The 16,730-nt window shown below is 51.4% G+C and carries 17 protein-coding genes; 7 read left to right on the top strand and 10 right to left on the bottom strand.

Annotation, left to right across the window (positions count from 1 at the left end; all coding sequences use genetic code 11):
• The first annotated feature begins 13 nt into the window (after positions 1-13).
• A complete protein-coding gene (guaD, locus tag AABJ99_RS04570) occupies positions 14-1,330 on the top strand; it encodes a guanine deaminase (RefSeq protein WP_039020575.1) in 1,317 nt (438 codons plus the stop codon).
• Between the two features lie 35 nt (positions 1,331-1,365).
• On the top strand, positions 1,366-2,733 hold the full coding sequence (gene ghxQ, locus AABJ99_RS04565) for a guanine/hypoxanthine transporter GhxQ (RefSeq protein ID WP_000012163.1): 1,368 nt from the start codon (positions 1,366-1,368) through the stop codon (positions 2,731-2,733).
• A 35-nt stretch (positions 2,734-2,768) separates the two neighbouring features.
• On the opposite strand, the gene ygfS is transcribed toward ghxQ, so the two are convergent.
• Complete coding sequence (gene ygfS, locus AABJ99_RS04560; RefSeq protein ID WP_039020576.1) at positions 2,769-3,257, bottom strand: 4Fe-4S dicluster domain-containing protein; 489 nt, start codon at positions 3,255-3,257, stop codon at positions 2,769-2,771.
• A complete protein-coding gene (ygfT, locus tag AABJ99_RS04555) occupies positions 3,257-5,176 on the bottom strand; it encodes a formate-dependent uric acid utilization protein YgfT (RefSeq protein ID WP_039020577.1) in 1,920 nt (639 codons plus the stop codon). The genes ygfS and ygfT overlap by 1 nt, the downstream gene beginning before the upstream one ends.
• A gap of 435 nt (positions 5,177-5,611) precedes the next feature.
• Between ygfT and uacT the strand changes: the two genes are divergently transcribed.
• Complete coding sequence (uacT, locus tag AABJ99_RS04550) at positions 5,612-7,060, top strand: urate/proton symporter UacT (protein ID WP_001354956.1); 1,449 nt, start codon at positions 5,612-5,614, stop codon at positions 7,058-7,060.
• Between the two features lies 1 nt (position 7,061).
• Positions 7,062-7,187 carry a protein YqfG gene (gene yqfG / locus AABJ99_RS04545; RefSeq protein WP_001050745.1) on the top strand — a complete coding sequence of 42 codons (126 nt, stop codon included), beginning with the start codon at positions 7,062-7,064 and terminating at the stop codon, positions 7,185-7,187.
• On the opposite strand, the gene AABJ99_RS04540 is transcribed toward yqfG, so the two are convergent.
• Positions 7,162-7,254 (bottom strand): hypothetical protein, encoded by a 93-nt coding sequence (locus tag AABJ99_RS04540; protein WP_223344823.1) that lies wholly within the window; start codon positions 7,252-7,254, stop codon positions 7,162-7,164. The two genes, yqfG and AABJ99_RS04540, sit on opposite strands and share 26 nt — an antisense overlap.
• A gap of 54 nt (positions 7,255-7,308) precedes the next feature.
• On the opposite strand from AABJ99_RS04540, the gene idi reads away from it, so the two are divergent.
• Positions 7,309-7,857 carry an isopentenyl-diphosphate Delta-isomerase gene (gene idi, locus AABJ99_RS04535; protein ID WP_001192780.1) on the top strand — a complete coding sequence of 183 codons (549 nt, stop codon included), beginning with the start codon at positions 7,309-7,311 and terminating at the stop codon, positions 7,855-7,857.
• 42 nt (positions 7,858-7,899) lie between these two features.
• Here idi and lysS read toward each other — a convergent pair whose 3' ends face one another.
• The 5 genes from lysS to xerD form a co-directional block, all read right to left on the bottom strand.
• A complete protein-coding gene (lysS, locus tag AABJ99_RS04530; RefSeq protein ID WP_039020578.1) occupies positions 7,900-9,417 on the bottom strand; it encodes a lysine--tRNA ligase in 1,518 nt (505 codons plus the stop codon).
• 9 nt (positions 9,418-9,426) lie between these two features.
• Positions 9,427-10,525, bottom strand: a protein-coding gene (gene prfB, locus AABJ99_RS04525; RefSeq protein WP_001701073.1) for a peptide chain release factor 2 whose coding sequence is annotated in 2 segments (ribosomal slippage) — positions 9,427-10,449 and positions 10,451-10,525 — 1,098 coding nt in all. Because the reading frame shifts where the segments join, the coding sequence is not laid out codon by codon here.
• Between the two features lie 90 nt (positions 10,526-10,615).
• Entirely contained in the window at positions 10,616-12,349 is a 1,734-nt protein-coding gene (recJ, locus tag AABJ99_RS04520) for a single-stranded-DNA-specific exonuclease RecJ (RefSeq protein WP_000813234.1), read from the bottom strand.
• Between the two features lie 5 nt (positions 12,350-12,354).
• Positions 12,355-13,065, bottom strand: coding sequence for a bifunctional protein-disulfide isomerase/oxidoreductase DsbC (gene dsbC / locus AABJ99_RS04515; protein WP_039020579.1), 711 nt, complete (start codon positions 13,063-13,065; stop codon positions 12,355-12,357).
• Positions 13,066-13,089: 24 nt separating this feature from the next.
• Positions 13,090-13,986 carry a site-specific tyrosine recombinase XerD gene (gene xerD, locus AABJ99_RS04510; RefSeq protein WP_000806638.1) on the bottom strand — a complete coding sequence of 299 codons (897 nt, stop codon included), beginning with the start codon at positions 13,984-13,986 and terminating at the stop codon, positions 13,090-13,092.
• 111 nt (positions 13,987-14,097) lie between these two features.
• On the opposite strand from xerD, the gene fldB reads away from it, so the two are divergent.
• Complete coding sequence (gene fldB / locus AABJ99_RS04505) at positions 14,098-14,619, top strand: flavodoxin FldB (protein ID WP_039020580.1); 522 nt, start codon at positions 14,098-14,100, stop codon at positions 14,617-14,619.
• Positions 14,620-14,658: 39 nt separating this feature from the next.
• Here fldB and ygfX read toward each other — a convergent pair whose 3' ends face one another.
• A complete protein-coding gene (gene ygfX, locus AABJ99_RS04500) occupies positions 14,659-15,066 on the bottom strand; it encodes a protein YgfX (RefSeq protein WP_000244781.1) in 408 nt (135 codons plus the stop codon).
• Complete coding sequence (gene sdhE, locus AABJ99_RS04495; protein WP_000354046.1) at positions 15,047-15,313, bottom strand: FAD assembly factor SdhE; 267 nt, start codon at positions 15,311-15,313, stop codon at positions 15,047-15,049. The genes ygfX and sdhE overlap by 20 nt, the downstream gene beginning before the upstream one ends.
• 251 nt (positions 15,314-15,564) lie before the next feature.
• Here sdhE and ygfZ point away from each other — a divergent pair, with 251 nt between their 5' ends.
• Positions 15,565-16,545 carry a tRNA-modifying protein YgfZ gene (gene ygfZ, locus AABJ99_RS04490; protein WP_039020581.1) on the top strand — a complete coding sequence of 327 codons (981 nt, stop codon included), beginning with the start codon at positions 15,565-15,567 and terminating at the stop codon, positions 16,543-16,545.
• The last annotated feature ends 185 nt before the right edge of the window (positions 16,546-16,730 follow it).

Genomic DNA, 16,730 nt, shown 5'->3' with positions numbered 1-16,730 from the left:
AAAGGAGTCAATGATGTCAGGAGAACACACGTTAAAAGCGGTACGAGGCAGTTTTATTGATGTCACCCGTACGATCGATAACCCGGAAGAGATTGCCTCTGCGCTGCGGTTTATTGAGGATGGTTTATTACTCATTAAACAGGGAAAAGTGGAATGGTTTGGCGAATGGGAAGACGGAAAGCATCAAATTCCTGACACCATTCGCGTGCGCGACTATCGCGGCAAACTGGTAGTACCGGGCTTTGTCGATACACATATCCATTATCCGCAAAGTGAAATGGTTGGGGCCTATGGTGAACAATTGTTGGAGTGGTTGAATAAACACACCTTCCCTACTGAACGTCGTTATGAGGATTTAGAGTACGCCCGCGAAATGTCGGCGTTCTTCATCAAGCAGCTTTTACGTAACGGAACCACCACAGCGTTGGTGTTTGGTACCGTTCATCCGCAATCCGTTGATGCGCTGTTTGAAGCCGCCAGTCATATCAATATGCGTATGATTGCCGGTAAGGTGATGATGGACCGCAACGCACCGGATTATCTGCTCGACACTGCCGAAAGCAGCTATCACCAAAGCAAAGAACTGATCGAACGCTGGCACAAAAATGGTCGTCTGTTGTATGCGATTACGCCACGCTTCGCCCCAACCTCATCTCCTGAACAGATGGCGATGGCGCAACGCCTGAAAGAAGAGTATCCCGATACATGGGTACATACCCATCTTTGTGAAAATAAAGATGAAATTGCCTGGGTCAAATCGCTTTATCCTGACCATGATGGTTATTTGGATGTTTACCATCAGTACGGTCTGACAGGTAAAAATTGTGTCTTTGCTCACTGCGTCCATCTCGAAGAGAAAGAGTGGGATCGTCTCAGCGAAACCAAATCCAGCATTGCTTTCTGTCCTACCTCCAACCTTTACCTCGGCAGTGGCTTATTCAACTTGAAAAAAGCATGGCAGAAGAAAGTCAAAGTGGGCATGGGGACTGACATTGGCGCAGGAACAACTTTCAACATGCTGCAAACGCTGAACGAAGCCTACAAAGTGTTGCAATTACAAGGCTATCGCCTCTCGGCATATGAAGCGTTTTACCTTGCCACGCTCGGCGGGGCGAAATCTCTGGGCCTTGACGATTTGATTGGCAACTTTTTACCTGGCAAAGAGGCTGATTTCGTGGTGATGGAACCCACCGCCACCCCGCTACAGCAGCTGCGCTATGACAACTCTGTTTCTTTAGTCGACAAATTGTTCGTGATGATGACGTTGGGCGATGACCGTTCGATCTACCGCACCTACGTTGATGGTCGTCTGGTGTACGAACGCAACTAATAATAAAACTTTAACATCCTCGTGAGGACATCATTATGTCTGGAGACATCCTACAAACACCGGACGCACCAAAGCCACAAGGCGCGCTGGATAATTATTTTAAAATTACCGCTCGTGGCAGTACCGTTCGTCAGGAAGTACTGGCTGGCTTAACGACCTTTCTGGCCATGGTTTATTCCGTTATCGTCGTTCCGGGAATGCTGGGCAAAGCAGGTTTTCCTCCCGCAGCTGTGTTTGTTGCCACCTGTCTGGTCGCGGGCTTCGGCTCGTTGCTGATGGGCTTGTGGGCCAACTTGCCAATGGCGATTGGTTGCGCTATTTCCTTAACGGCATTTACCGCATTCAGTCTGGTACTCGGGCAACAAATTAGCGTTCCTGTCGCACTGGGTGCGGTCTTTCTGATGGGCGTCATCTTCACCGCCATTTCTGTAACCGGTGTGCGAACCTGGATATTACGTAATTTACCGATGGGTATCGCTCACGGCACAGGTATCGGTATCGGCCTGTTTCTGCTGCTGATTGCTGCTAACGGTGTGGGAATGGTTATCAAAAACCCGATTGAAGGCTTGCCGGTGGCGCTCGGTGCGTTTACCTCCTTCCCGGTGATGATGAGCTTACTGGGGCTGGCGGTCATCTTCGGTCTGGAAAAGTGCCGCGTACCTGGCGGGATCTTGTTGGTGATTATTGCAATTTCGATCATCGGCTTAATCTTTGATCCAGCGGTGAAGTACCACGGTCTGGTGGCGATGCCCAGTCTGACTGGCGAAGATGGTAAGTCTCTGATTTTCAGCCTCGATATTATGGGGGCACTCCAGCCAACTGTACTTCCGAGTGTACTGGCATTGGTGATGACCGCAGTGTTCGACGCCACCGGTACCATCCGTGCCGTCGCCGGTCAGGCGAATTTGTTAGATAAAGACAACCAGATCATCAACGGCGGTAAAGCCCTGACCAGTGACTCAGTAAGTTCAATATTCTCCGGCCTGGTGGGTGCTGCGCCCGCAGCGGTTTATATCGAATCAGCGGCAGGAACCGCCGCCGGGGGTAAAACAGGGTTGACCGCAACCGTAGTGGGGGCGTTATTCCTGTTGATTCTGTTTTTATCACCACTGTCATTTTTGATCCCTGGTTACGCCACTGCACCCGCTCTGATGTACGTAGGTTTGCTGATGTTAAGTAACGTCTCGAAGCTGGATTTCAACGATTTTATTGACGCAATGGCTGGCCTGGTGTGTGCCGTGTTTATCGTTCTGACTTGTAATATCGTTACCGGTATTATGCTGGGCTTTGTGACACTGGTCGTAGGCCGCGTCTTTGCACGCGAATGGCAAAAGCTGAATATTGGTACGGTAATCATTACTGCCGCACTGGTCGCATTTTACGCGGGTGGATGGGCTATCTAATAGATTCTCCGCGCCTTTCAGCGCGGAGAATTCTTTCAGAGAGGATTCTCACCGCTGGCAACAATACGCTGCTGGCGGACTCGCCTGAGTTCTCTTTCAGTAAGCAACTGCAGCGCCTGTGTCGGGCAAGATTCAACGCAGGCAGGCCCCTCTTCCCGCTGTTCACAGAGATCGCATTTCACAATTTGTTGCCGGGTATCCCCCGGCAACGACTGAATGGTTATCATCCCAAACGGGCACGCACTGACGCAACTCTGACAGCCAATACAACGGGCAGAATTGGCCTGCACCACCTGCTCGCCCATCGTCAGCGCCTGCACGGGGCAAGCGCCGACACAAGGGGCATTTTCACACTGGTGGCACATCACCGGCGCACTGATGCAGTCCAGTCGCTGTACCTTCAGCCGGGGTAAAAAGACATCGGCATTCAACGCCTGTTCTGAAGGGTGAGCGACCACACAGGCCACTTCACAAGTACGGCAGCCAATACAGTCAGCCGGATTAACGATAATTAACGATTTCATCACGATGCCTTCGTATCAAACAGAGTTAACATATCGCGCGCCGCCTGCCTTCCTGCGGCCATTGCCGTGACAACCAGATCCGCGCCATGAACTGCATCCCCACCAGCAAAGACTTTTTTCAGGTGCGTCTGGGTAGGTAAATACCCGACGTCGCCGGTTTGAATCAGGCCCCATTTATCGAGTTTAATTCCGCTGCCCTGCAACCACGGCATGGCATGCGCCTGGAAACCAAAGGCCATAATCAGAACATCGGCAGGCAGCTCAAACTCTGAACCCGCTACCGGACGAGGACGACGGCGTCCATCCGGACCCGGCTCACCCATAGCGGTACGAATAAGGCCCACCGCAGTTAAACGCCCATCTTCGTCACAAGCGATATATTGCGGCTGAACATTGAACTGAAACTCGACACCTTCCTCGCGCGCATTGACCACCTCTTTGCGCGAGCCCGGCATACTGACTTCATCACGACGATACGCGCAGGTCACGCTGGCGGCATTGAGGCGGATGGAGGTACGCAAACAATCCATTGTCGTATCGCCACCTCCCAATACCACGACTCGCTTACCTTCAACATCCGTCAGCGGATACTCTTCAGATTCCGGCAATCCCATCAACTGGCGGGTATGGGCAGTCAGGAACGGTAGAGCCTGAATGACACCGGGCGCATCTTCATGCGGCAGATCTGCTCGCATCATCCCGTAAGTCCCCACGCCGATGAAAACGGCATCATATTCAGAAGTTAAATCGCTAAAGGTAATATCGCGGCCAATCTCACAGTTGAGATGAAAGTCGATTCCCATTGCGGTGAATATCTCACGCCGCTGGCTTAAGACTGTTTTATCGAGTTTGAAAGGAGGAATGCCAAAAGTCAGCATACCGCCAATTTCTGGATGGCGATCAAAGACATCAACCTGAACTCCTGCGCGCGCCAGAATATCAGCACACCCTAACCCTGCAGGCCCTGCGCCAATCACCGCCACTTTTTCGATACGGGGAACAACATGGCTGACATCAGGACGCCAGCCCATCGCCAACGCGGTATCGGTGATGTAGCGTTCCAGATTCCCGATAGAGACTGCGCCAGAGTGATCTTTCAAAGTACATGCGCCTTCACAAAGACGGTCCTGTGGACATACCCTGCCGCAGATTTCTGGTAAGGAACTGGTCTGGTGGCAAAGTTCTGCCGCTTCAATAATCTTTCCTTCCTGCACCAGACGGATGTAATCCGGAATAGCGTTATGCAGCGGGCAATGCCAGTTGCAGTTAGCTTTTTCGGCGCAATAAACACAGCGGTCACTCTCATAAGTCGCTTGTTGTGGATCCAGCCCGCAATAAATTTCGCCAAAGTGGGTTTTCCGTTCACTCGCTGAAATTTTATCTGCGCCTTTACGCGAGTTAACGGGGAGCAACGCTGCACTGCGAGATGGCTGAGCGTCTGATGACGCTTTTCCTGCTGCCGTTTTGCGCTGGCGGGCCACCTTTATCTGCTGCAACCCTTTATCGTCCATCAGCCGTAACGCCTGTGTTGGGCATACGTCAATACAGGCTTGCGTGCCGGAACTGCGCTGGTTACAAAGGTCGCATTTCTGCGCAATCGTATCGACCATCTCAACGACGCCAAAGGGGCAAGCGATTGCGCATCTTTTACAACCAATACATTTTTGCTCGTCCAGTTGTACGCTATCGGGCTGGAAAGTCAGAGCATTAACCGGACAAGCCGTAACGCAAGGGGCATTGTTGCAATGATGGCAGGCCACCGGATTCGCAGCCTGGCCTTTCCCTACAACGTGGATACGCGGTCGAAAGTCACTGTGACTCAGCGGCCAGTTTTCTTGATTATGTGCCACCGCACAGGCAATTTCACAGGCATGACAGCCTATACATTCCGCAGCTTCAGCAGCGATAAACTTATTCATTTGCATCCCTTTCATTTAATGAGTTATGTCTTCTCAAATTTCGCGATGCAATAAACGGGCATATATTAGGTAGCATGACCGTTTTAATTATAATTTTGCGACTGAGTTCAAATTATTGCCCCTCAATCTGTGCCGCTTTCATTATTTCAACATTGCCGACCAAAAGAGCGCTATCCAGATAAAAACGATTAAATGCGAGAGTGCGACATGCCAGAATGATTAATGAAATATCAATATGAGAAAATTACAGATAATTCCATTGTCAGGTTCTCTTCTCATTTTCGTGGTTTAACCACGATTATGTGATTGCCTCCGCAATTCCTGTCTCTAACTCCCCTTCCTCGCAAAAACTGGCACTCCACGAGCATATGTTTAGACAGTTTCAATAACGTAAACGGTTACTTTTTACTCTGGCGGGCGAAAGGAGAAACACTGATGAGCGCCATAGATTCCCAACTTCCCTCATCTTCAGGGCAAGACCGCCCAACTGATGAGGTTGACCGCATATTATCACCAGGAAAGCTGATCATACTCGGTCTGCAACACGTCCTTGTAATGTACGCAGGTGCAGTCGCTGTTCCTCTTATGATTGGTGACCGACTGGGCCTCTCAAAAGAAGCTATTGCGATGCTCATTAGCTCGGATCTCTTTTGCTGCGGGATCGTCACATTATTACAATGTATCGGCATCGGCCGCTTTATGGGGATCCGTCTGCCGGTGATTATGTCGGTAACCTTTGCTGCTGTAACACCAATGATAGCCATTGGCATGAACCCGGATATCGGCCTGCTGGGGATATTTGGTGCCACTATCGCCGCGGGATTTATCACCACATTATTAGCACCACTTATCGGTCGCTTAATGCCTTTATTCCCGCCACTGGTTACCGGTGTGGTTATTACTTCTATCGGGCTTAGCATTATTCAGGTCGGTATTGACTGGGCCGCTGGAGGTAAAGGGAATCCGCAATATGGTAATCCCGTTTATTTAGGTATCTCCTTTGCCGTCTTAATTTTTATCTTGCTCATTACTCGCTATGCGAAAGGATTTATGTCCAACGTCGCCGTATTACTGGGGATTGTATTTGGCTTTTTACTTTCGTGGATGATGAATGAAGTCAATTTGTCCGGGCTACATGATGCTTCGTGGTTTGCGATTGTCACCCCAATGTCGTTTGGTATGCCGGTATTTGACCCCGTTTCTATTCTAACCATGACCGCTGTGTTAATCATCGTGTTTATCGAGTCGATGGGGATGTTCCTGGCACTGGGTGAAATAGTCGGTCGTAAACTCTCTTCGCACGATATTATTCGCGGGCTGCGTGTCGATGGTGTAGGGACAATGATAGGCGGAACGTTTAACAGCTTCCCCCACACGTCATTTTCTCAAAACGTTGGCCTGGTTAGCGTGACGCGCGTTCATAGTCGCTGGGTGTGTATTTCTTCGGGGATCATATTAATCATGTTTGGCATGGTGCCCAAAATGGCGGTGCTGGTAGCCTCGATTCCGCAATTTGTGCTTGGCGGCGCAGGGCTGGTGATGTTCGGCATGGTACTGGCGACGGGGATTCGAATTCTGTCGCGCTGTAACTACACCACTAACCGTTACAACCTCTATATTGTGGCGATCAGTCTCGGCGTTGGCATGACTCCGACGCTCTCTCACGATTTCTTTTCTAAGTTACCGGCCGTACTGCAACCGTTGCTGCATAGCGGCATTATGCTCGCAACCCTTAGCGCCGTTGTGCTGAACGTCTTCTTTAATGGCTATCAGCATCATGCTGATCTGGTGAAGGAATCCGTCTCTGATAAAGATTTAAAAGTCAGGACAGTACGTATGTGGCTTCTGATGCGCAAGCTGAAGAAAAATGAGCATGGAGAATAATATGAATCTTTTAATGCGCGCTATATTCAGTCTGTTGTTGCTTTTTACTCTCTCTATTCCTGTCATTTCTGACTGTGTTGCAATGGCCATTGAAAGTCGCTTCAAATATATGATGCTGCTTTTTTAAATGGTTTTACCTGTCGACATCCGCTCAAAACGGGCGGTTGTCGATAAACGCTCACTTGGTTAATCATTTCACTCTTCAATTATCTATAATGATGAGTGATTAGAATTACATGTGAGAAATTATGCAAACGGAACACGTCATTTTATTGAATGCACAGGGAGTTCCCACGGGTACGCTGGAAAAGTATGCCGCACACACGGCAGACACTCTCTTACATCTCGCGTTCTCCTGCTGGCTGTTTAATGCCAAAGGGCAATTATTAGTTACCCGCCGCGCCCTTAGCAAAAAAGCATGGCCGGGCGTGTGGACTAACTCGGTTTGTGGGCACCCACAACTGGGCGAAAGCAACGAAGACGCGGTGATCCGCCGTTGCCGCTTTGAACTGGGTGTGGAAATAACAGCACCTGAACCGGTCTATCCTGACTTTCGCTACCGCGCCACCGATCCGAATGGCATTGTAGAAAATGAAGTATGTCCGGTATTTGCTGCACGCACGACCAGTGCGTTACAGATCAACGATGATGAAGTGATGGATTATCAATGGTGTGATTTAGCAGCGGTTTTACGCGGTATTGATGCCACGCCGTGGGCGTTCAGTCCGTGGATGGTGATGCAGGCGACAAATCGCGAAGCCAGAAAACGATTATCTGCATTTACCCAGCTTAAATAAAAAACCCCGACATTTGCCGGGGTTGTGAGCATAACGTAATGCTTATTTCACCGGACGCATCGCCGGGAACAGAATAACGTCGCGGATGGTATGGCTGTTGGTGAACAGCATTACCATACGGTCGATACCAATTCCCAGACCTGCTGTCGGCGGTAAGCCGTGTTCCAGTGCGGTGACGTAATCTTCGTCGTAGAACATCGCTTCGTCGTCGCCTGCGTCTTTCGCGGCAACCTGATCCAGGAAGCGCTGCGCCTGATCTTCCGCGTCATTCAGCTCGCTAAAACCGTTACCGATTTCACGACCACCAATGAAGAACTCAAAGCGGTCAGTGATTTCCGGGTTAACGTCATTACGACGCGCCAGCGGAGAAACTTCTGCCGGATATTCAGTAATGAAGGTCGGCTGAATCAGATGTGCTTCTGCCACTTCTTCGAAGATCTCGGTAACGATACGGCCCAGACCCCAGCTCTTCTCAACGTGGATGCCGATAGATTCAGCAATCGCTTTCGCAGAGTCGAAGTTGTCCAGATCCGCCATGTCGGTTTCCGGGCGATATTTCTTGATCGCTTCACGCATGGTCAGTTTTTCGAACGGTTTACCGAAGTCCAGCGTTACGTCGCCGTAGGTCACTTCCGTCTTACCGAGAATATCCTGTGCCAGAGTACGGAACAGCGATTCGGTCAGCTCGATCAGATCTTTGTAATCCGCGTAAGCCATATAGAGTTCCATCATGGTGAACTCTGGGTTATGACGTACGGAGATACCTTCGTTACGGAAGTTACGGTTGATTTCGAATACACGCTCGAAGCCACCAACCACCAGACGCTTGAGGTACAGTTCCGGCGCGATACGCAGGTACATGTCGAGATCCAGCGCATTGTGATGGGTGATAAACGGACGCGCTGCCGCGCCGCCTGGGATCACCTGCATCATCGGCGTTTCAACTTCCATAAAGCCACGATTCACCATGAACTGGCGAATGCCAGAGAGGATCTGCGAACGCACTTTAAAGGTGTTGCGGGATTCATCGTTAGAAATGAGATCCAGATAACGCTGACGATAGCGCGCTTCCTGATCCTGCAAACCGTGGAATTTGTCCGGCAGCGGACGCAGTGCTTTGGTCAGCAGACGCAGCTCGGTACAGTGGATAGACAGTTCACCCGTTTTGGTTTTGAACAGTTTACCTTTCGCGCCGAGGATATCGCCGAGATCCCATTTTTTGAATTGATCGTTGTAAACGCCTTCCGGTAAATCGTCACGGGCAACGTACAGCTGAATGCGGCCGCCAACGTCCTGCAGAGTAACGAAGGAGGCTTTACCCATAATACGACGGGTCATCATGCGGCCAGCAACGGCAACTTCGATGTTCAGTGCTTCCAGTTCTTCGTTTTCTTTGCCGTCGAATTCTGCGTGCAATTGGTCAGAGGTATGATCGCGACGGAAATCGTTCGGGAAGGCAATCCCCTGCTCACGCAGGTTCGCCAGCTTCTCACGACGCGTTTTCAGCTCATTATTAAGATCGACTACCGCGTCAACGCCCTGTGCGTGTTGTTCAGACATGTTGGTTCCTCATAACCCTGCTTTCAAACTTGCTTCGATAAATTGATCCAGGCTGCCGTCCAGCACGGCCTGCGTGTTGCGGGTTTCTACCCCGGTGCGCAGATCTTTAATGCGGGAGTCATCAAGGACATAAGAACGAATCTGGCTGCCCCAGCCGATATCAGATTTATTATCTTCCATCGCCTGTTTCTCGGCATTTTTCTTCTGCATCTCCAGTTCATAAAGCTTCGCTTTCATCTGCTTCATGGCCTGGTCTTTGTTCTTGTGCTGGGAACGGTCGTTCTGGCATTGGGTCACAATCCCGGTTGGGATGTGAGTAATACGCACCGCAGATTCGGTACGGTTAACGTGCTGACCACCCGCGCCGGATGCGCGATAAACGTCGATGCGCAGATCCGCCGGATTGATTTCGATATCAATATCATCATCAACTTCCGGGTAAACAAACGCGGAGCTGAACGACGTGTGGCGACGACCGCCGGAGTCAAACGGGCTCTTACGCACCAGGCGATGAACGCCAGTTTCTGTACGCAGCCAGCCGTAAGCGTAATCGCCGGAGATTTTGATAGTCACGGATTTAATACCCGCCACTTCACCTTCCGACTCTTCGATAATTTCAGTTTTGAAACCACGCGATTCAGCCCAGCGCAGATACATACGCTCAAGCATGCTCGCCCAGTCCTGTGCTTCCGTACCGCCAGAACCTGCCTGAATATCGAGGTAGCAGTCGGCGCTATCATATTCGCCAGAGAACATACGACGGAACTCAAGCTGCGCCAGTTTTTCTTCCAGGGCGTCGAGTTCAGCAACGGCTTCGTTAAAGGTTTCTTCGTCGTCAGCTTCTACAGCCAGCTCCAGCAGACCAGAAACATCTTCCAGCCCCTGTTTCATTTGGTCGAGGGTGTCGACAACGGCTTCGAGGGAGGAACGCTCTTTACCCAGCGCCTGTGCGCGTTCGGGTTCGTTCCAGACATCCGGCTGTTCCAGCTCGGCGTTTACTTCTTCCAGACGCTCTTTCTTGGCGTCGTAGTCAAAGATACCCCCTAAGAACGTCGGAGCGTTCCGTGAGGTCCTGAATGCGATTATTTACCGGATTAATTTCAAACATGGTCTGATTTCTTTTATTGAGCTAGTCAAAATGCGGTGATAAGAGCGGGATTGTACCGAATCCACGCTCTTTTTTATAGATAATATGACGCTAAATTGGCCAGATATTGTCGATGATAATTTGCAGGCTGCGGTTGCCACGAAACTCGTTGATATCCAGCTTGTAAGCCAGTTGCACTTCGCGCACGCCGTTATCCGGCCAGAGGGCGGTATCGACATTAAAAGCAATACCGTCCAGCAGCGGACCGCCGCCGACCGGTTCGACCATGACTTTCAAATGACGCTCGCCCACCAGCCGCTGTTGCAGCAGACGGAAATGACCGTCAAACAGCGGCTCCGGGAACATCTGCCCCCACGGGCCAGCATCGCGCAGCAGCTGCGCCACTTCCATGGTCATTTCGGCTGGGCTTAGCGGACCGTCTGACACCACTTCGCCTTGCAATAGCGAAGGGTCCAGCCACTCAGTAACCAGTTCGCCAAACCGTTGCTGAAAGAGTTCGAATTTATCCTCTTCCAGCGACAGGCCTGCCGCCATCGCATGACCGCCAAACTTCAGCATCATGCCGGGGTAGAGTGTGTCTAGCCGCTCCAGCGCATCACGCATATGCAGCCCCTGAATGGAGCGACCGGAACCTTTCAGCGTACCGTCACCCGCAGGCGCAAAAGCGATAACCGGACGGTGAAAACGCTCTTTAATACGCGAAGCCAGAATACCAACCACGCCCTGATGCCATTCCGGGTGATACATCGCCAGGCCGCCGGGTAGCGTGTCGCGGCTGCGCTCCAGTTTCTCGCACAGGGTCAGGGCTTCAACCTGCATTCCCTGTTCGATCTCTTTTCGCGTCTGGTTTAGCGCATCGAGTTCATTTGCCAGTACGCGCGCTTCGCCGATGTTGTCGCACAGCAACAGCGCCACACCAACGGACATATCATCCAGTCTCCCGGCTGCATTGAGACGTGGCCCCAGCGCAAAACCTAAATCGCTGGCGGCGAGTTTTTGCGCATCGCGGTTGGCCACTTCCAGCAACGCTTTAATCCCTGGACGGCACTTTCCGGCACGGATGCGACTCATCCCCTGCCAGGTCAGAATGCGATTATTAGCATCCAGCGGCACGACGTCTGCCACTGTCCCCAACGCGACCAGATCCAGCAGTTCTGCCAGGTTAGGAATTGCGATACCACGCTCATCAAACCAGCCCTGATCACGCAAAAAGGTGCGCAGCGCCAGCATTAAATAAAACGCCACACCCACGCCTGCCAGTGATTTCGACGGGAAATTGCAGTCGCGCAAGTTAGGGTTAATGATCGCTTCCGCCGCGGGTAATGTTTCGCCCGGCAAATGGTGATCGGTAACAATAACCGGAATGCCCAACGATCGAGCATGTTCAACCCCCGCATGGGAGGAAATGCCGTTATCCACCGTGACAATTAACTGCGCGCCACGGGCATGGGCCTGATCGACCACTTCCGGGCTTAAGCCGTAACCGTCTTCGAAACGGTTTGGTACCAGGTAGTCGATATTGCTGCAACCAAGCGAGCGCATCGCCAGCACGCTTAGAGCCGTGCTGGTGGCACCGTCGGCGTCGAAGTCACCGACCACCATAATCCGCGTTCCTTCGCGAAAAGCGTTGTAAAGGATCTCAACGGCCTTTTCGACGCCGCTCAGTTGCTGCCAGGGCAGCATACCTTTTACACTACGTTCCAGTTCTTGCGCACTGCGTACTCCCCGGCTGGCATATAAACGGCGCAGCAAGGGAGGCAATTCAGCGGGCAAGTCTGCCGTTTCATCGACTTCACGGCGACGAAGTTGTATCTGTTGTTTCACGCGAATTATTTACCGCTGGTCATTTTTTGGTGTTCGTCGAGGAATTCTTTCATCTCTTTCGGCGGCTGGTAACCCGGAACAAGTGTGCCATTGCTCAGCACAATTGCCGGAGTGCCACTAACGCCAAGCTGGACGCCAAGTGCGTAATGATCGGCAATATCGATATCGCAACTTGCCGGAGTGGCAGCTTTACCCGCCATCACATCATCAAACGCTTTCTTTTTATCTTTCGCACACCAGATGGCTTTCATTTGTTGCTCAGCCTGGCTCTCCAGCCCCTGGCGAGGGAAAGCAAGATAACGCACGGTGATCCCCAGCGCGTTGTAGTCTGCCATTTGCTCATGCAGTTTGTGGCAGTAACCACAGGTAATATCAGTAAACACGGTAATGACGTGTTTTTCCTGCGGCGCTTTATAAACGATCATCTCGTTTTCAAGCGCGTTCAGCTGCTTTAACAACATCTTATTAGTGACATTGACCGGAGTCGTTCCGCTAACTTCATACATTGGTCCCTGAATGATATGTTTACCATCATCAGTGATGTACAACACACCGCTGTTAGTCAGAACTGTCTTCATACCAGCCACGGGCGCAGGCTGAATATCGCTGCTTTTGATGCCCATTTTGGCTAACGTCTGTTGAATTGCCGCGTCATCAGCCTGAGCAAAACCAGAAAACGCCGCCAACAACGTAAATAACATAAAACCTTTCTTCATAAATCTTCCCGTTCTTTTCAGACATCACGCCCGCGGGTGATGCTGTTGATGAAGTTGCCGCAGACGCTCGGTAGCGACATGCGTATAAATTTGCGTGGTGGAGAGATCGCTGTGGCCCAGTAGCATCTGAACCACGCGTAAATCCGCACCATGATTTAATAAATGAGTGGCAAAGGCGTGACGCAACACATGCGGTGACAGCTTTTCGCTGTCGATCCCCGCCAGCACAGCATAATGTTTAATGCGGTGCCAGAAAGTTTGTCTCGTCATCTGCTGCGCGCGCTGGCTGGGAAACAACACGTCAATAGAGACACCGTTCAACAACCACGGTCGCCCATGCTCGAGATACGTTTCCAGCCAGTAAACCGCCTCTTCACCTAACGGCACCAGGCGTTCTTTGTTGCCTTTACCAATGACCCGCACTACGCCCTGACGCAGGCTGATATCACTCATTGTCAGCCCGACCAATTCAGAGACACGCAGCCCGGTAGCATACAACACTTCAAGCATGGCTTTATCGCGCAGCTCCAGTGGCTGATCAATTAATGGTGCCTGTAATAATCGTTCGACCTGCGCTTCGCTTAAATCTTTTGGCAAACGCTGGGGCAATTTCGGCGAAGCGAGATGCGCGCTGGGATCATCTTCACGAAATTTTTCGCGATAAAGATACTGGAACAATCGGCGCACCGCACTCAGCAAACGTGCTGAACTGGTGGCTTTATACCCCCCCTCCAGCCGTTCTGCCAGTAATGCCTGCAAATCGTCACTTTGCGCCGTCGCCAGCGTCAACCCGCGGTGATGCAACCACTCCACCATCATTGACAGATCGCGACGGTATGCGTTCAACGTATTTTCAGCCAGATTTTTTTCCAGCCACAGAGCATCAAGAAACTGCTCGATGCGTGCCAGATCCTGTTTCACTTGCGCCCCTTATGGTCACTCATTTGATCCATTATGCCTTATTGTGCCGTGACTAAAGCGATTCTGATACACTAGCCGCAAAAGCCACAGCAGAATCGAGAAGCTTACGTTATGAATATGGGTCTTTTTTACGGTTCCAGCACCTGTTACACCGAAATGGCGGCAGAAAAAATCCGCGATATTATCGGCCCAGAACTGGTGACCTTACATAACCTCAAGGACGACTCCCCGAAATTAATGGAGCAGTACGATGTGCTCATTCTGGGTATCCCGACCTGGGATTTTGGCGAAATCCAGGAAGACTGGGAAGCCGTCTGGGATCAGCTCGACGACCTGAATCTCGAAGGTAAAATTGTTGCGCTATATGGGCTTGGAGATCAACTGGGGTACGGCGAGTGGTTCCTCGATGCGCTCGGCATGCTGCATGAGAAACTCTCGACCAAAGGCGTGAAGTTCGTCGGCTACTGGCCAACGGAAGGATATGAGTTTACCAGCCCGAAACCGGTGATTGCTGACGGGCAACTGTTCGTGGGTCTGGCACTGGACGAAACTAACCAGTATGACCTTAGCGACGAGCGTATTCAGAGCTGGTGCGAGCAAATCCTCAACGAAATGGCAGAGCATTACGCCTGATGTCACTGACGGCTTAGCGCACAGGCTTTGCCGTCATCTTTATCTTTGCGTCTCTTGTTGCAACAAAATCCGCCGTAAATCCCGCCATTCGGCTTCGTCCATGCTGTCGGCTGCCAGCCATAAATGTTGCCGTTTACCGCTGTCAGAACGTAAACGCAGCATCATGCCGCTCTTAATCATCCACGGCGCTTTGACGATGCTCCACTCCTGCCCTTGCCAACGCAAACGCCCGTCCATCAACAGGCGAATTTCTCCCTGGCGAGCATTAATGCGTCGCTGGCTGCGAACGCAATCAAACACCACCAGCGAAAGTAACACCATCCATAACGGGGTGTAACTTAACGGCCAGGGCATGAGTAAAATAACAGCGGCAACCAGCCCGTGGATCAGCAAGGAAAGCCACTGCGCGCGCCAGGAGACGCGCAGATCAGATTGCCACAGGACCACGTTCCCGGTTCCGTGTCTGGATGAGTCGGACCATCATTTCCAGCTCTGCATCGGCCGGTTTACCGTGATTCATCAGCCAGTTAAACAGGTCCGGATCGTCACACTCCAGCAGACGAATAAAGATGCGTTTTTCGTCATCGCTTAAGCTGTCGTACTCATGTTCGAAAAACGGCATGATTGAAATATCGAGTTCGCGCATACCACGGCGGCATGCCCAATGAATGCGGGCTTTGTTGTTAATGTCCATCTTCTTCCTGTCTCACGAAAATCCAGTACCCGGCTATTGTAACGTGTTTTTCGACTTCTTTTGCGGGAATATCAGTAAACACAATCGCGATCGCGAAATTAATTTACAACAATTCAAGGGCTTCATTTTTTTAGAAGTCGCCTCGCAAAGCATATCAGAAGGCACAGATCGCGTAGTGAAAGCACTTGCATTGCCTCATAGCTCTTTTACCATTAGTCATAAATACGCCGTTTGTAAAACAGGACTCCATTATGGCTTTTACACCTTTTCCTCCCCGTCAGCCTACGGCTTCTGCCCGTTTGCCACTGACGCTGATGACGCTTGATGACTGGGCGCTTGCCACTATTACTGGCGCGGACAGCGAAAAATATATGCAGGGTCAGGTGACAGCAGATGTCAGCCAGATGACAGAAGATCAGCACCTGCTCGCCGCCCATTGCGACGCCAAAGGCAAAATGTGGAGCAATTTACGTCTGTTCCGCGACGGCGATGGCTTTGCGTGGATTGAACGGCGCAGCGTGCGCGAGTCGCAACTGACTGAACTGAAAAAATATGCGGTGTTCTCTAAAGTGACCATCGCGCCAGACGACGAGCGTGTGCTGCTTGGTGTTGCCGGTTTTCAGGCGCGCGCCGCGCTGGCAAATCTCTTTAGTGAACTGCCTTCGAAGGAAAAGCAGGTTATCAGAGAAGGTGCGACTACCCTGCTATGGTTTGAACACCCAGCAGAACGTTTCCTGATTGTAACCGATGAAGCTACCGCCAATATGCTGACCGATAAACTGCGCGGTGAAGCAGAACTGAACAATAGCCAACAGTGGCTGGCATTAAACATTGAAGCGGGTTTTCCGGTGATTGATGCCGCCAACAGCGGGCAGTTTATCCCACAGGCGACCAACCTCCAGGCGTTGGGCGGCATCAGCTTTAAAAAAGGCTGCTATACCGGACAAGAGATGGTGGCACGGGCTAAATTCCGCGGTGCCAACAAACGCGCCCTCTGGCTGCTGGCAGGTAGCGCCAGCCGACTGCCGGAAGCGGGTGAAGATTTAGAGCTGAAAATGGGCGAGAACTGGCGTCGTACCGGTACGGTGCTGGCTGCGGTAAAACTGGAAGATGGTCAGGTCGTGGTACAGGTCGTCATGAATAACGATATGGAACCGGACAGCATCTTCCGCGTACGCGACGATGCGAATACATTGCATATTGAGCCGCTGCCGTATTCACTCGAAGAGTAAATCTCTGTATCGCATCAGGCATTTATCGCCTGATGCGACGCTGACGCGTCTTATCATGCCTGGGATTTGATGCCTTTATCACAACAAGGACGCGGCCCGTAGGTCGGATAAGGCGTTCACGCCGCATCCGGCGGTTGCGATCCGATGCCTGATGCGACGCTGACGCGTCTTATCATGCCTACAAC

This window comes from Escherichia coli (genome assembly GCF_036503815.1).
Lineage (GTDB): Bacteria > Pseudomonadota > Gammaproteobacteria > Enterobacterales > Enterobacteriaceae > Escherichia > Escherichia coli_F.
Note: the sequence above shows the minus strand (reverse complement) of the source record. Positions and strands in the feature narration are given on the sequence as shown.

What these genes read in the sequence shown, in the direction of transcription:
- sdhE (WP_000354046.1), bottom strand. Translation starts at nt 15,313, where the DNA reads ATGGACATTAACAACAAAGCCCGCATTCATTGGGCATGCCGCCGTGGT.
- yqfG (WP_001050745.1), top strand. Translation starts at nt 7,062, where the DNA reads ATGAATCTTTTAATGCGCGCTATATTCAGTCTGTTGTTGCTTTTTACT.
- guaD (WP_039020575.1), top strand. Translation starts at nt 14, where the DNA reads ATGTCAGGAGAACACACGTTAAAAGCGGTACGAGGCAGTTTTATTGAT.
- dsbC (WP_039020579.1), bottom strand. Translation starts at nt 13,065, where the DNA reads ATGAAGAAAGGTTTTATGTTATTTACGTTGTTGGCGGCGTTTTCTGGT.
- uacT (WP_001354956.1), top strand. Translation starts at nt 5,612, where the DNA reads ATGAGCGCCATAGATTCCCAACTTCCCTCATCTTCAGGGCAAGACCGC.
- ygfS (WP_039020576.1), bottom strand. Translation starts at nt 3,257, where the DNA reads ATGAAATCGTTAATTATCGTTAATCCGGCTGACTGTATTGGCTGCCGT.
- lysS (WP_039020578.1), bottom strand. Translation starts at nt 9,417, where the DNA reads ATGTCTGAACAACACGCACAGGGCGTTGACGCGGTAGTCGATCTTAAT.
- ygfZ (WP_039020581.1), top strand. Translation starts at nt 15,565, where the DNA reads ATGGCTTTTACACCTTTTCCTCCCCGTCAGCCTACGGCTTCTGCCCGT.
- AABJ99_RS04540 (WP_223344823.1), bottom strand. Translation starts at nt 7,254, where the DNA reads ATGATTAACCAAGTGAGCGTTTATCGACAACCGCCCGTTTTGAGCGGA.
- ygfT (WP_039020577.1), bottom strand. Translation starts at nt 5,176, where the DNA reads ATGAATAAGTTTATCGCTGCTGAAGCTGCGGAATGTATAGGCTGTCAT.
- ghxQ (WP_000012163.1), top strand. Translation starts at nt 1,366, where the DNA reads ATGTCTGGAGACATCCTACAAACACCGGACGCACCAAAGCCACAAGGC.
- idi (WP_001192780.1), top strand. Translation starts at nt 7,309, where the DNA reads ATGCAAACGGAACACGTCATTTTATTGAATGCACAGGGAGTTCCCACG.
- fldB (WP_039020580.1), top strand. Translation starts at nt 14,098, where the DNA reads ATGAATATGGGTCTTTTTTACGGTTCCAGCACCTGTTACACCGAAATG.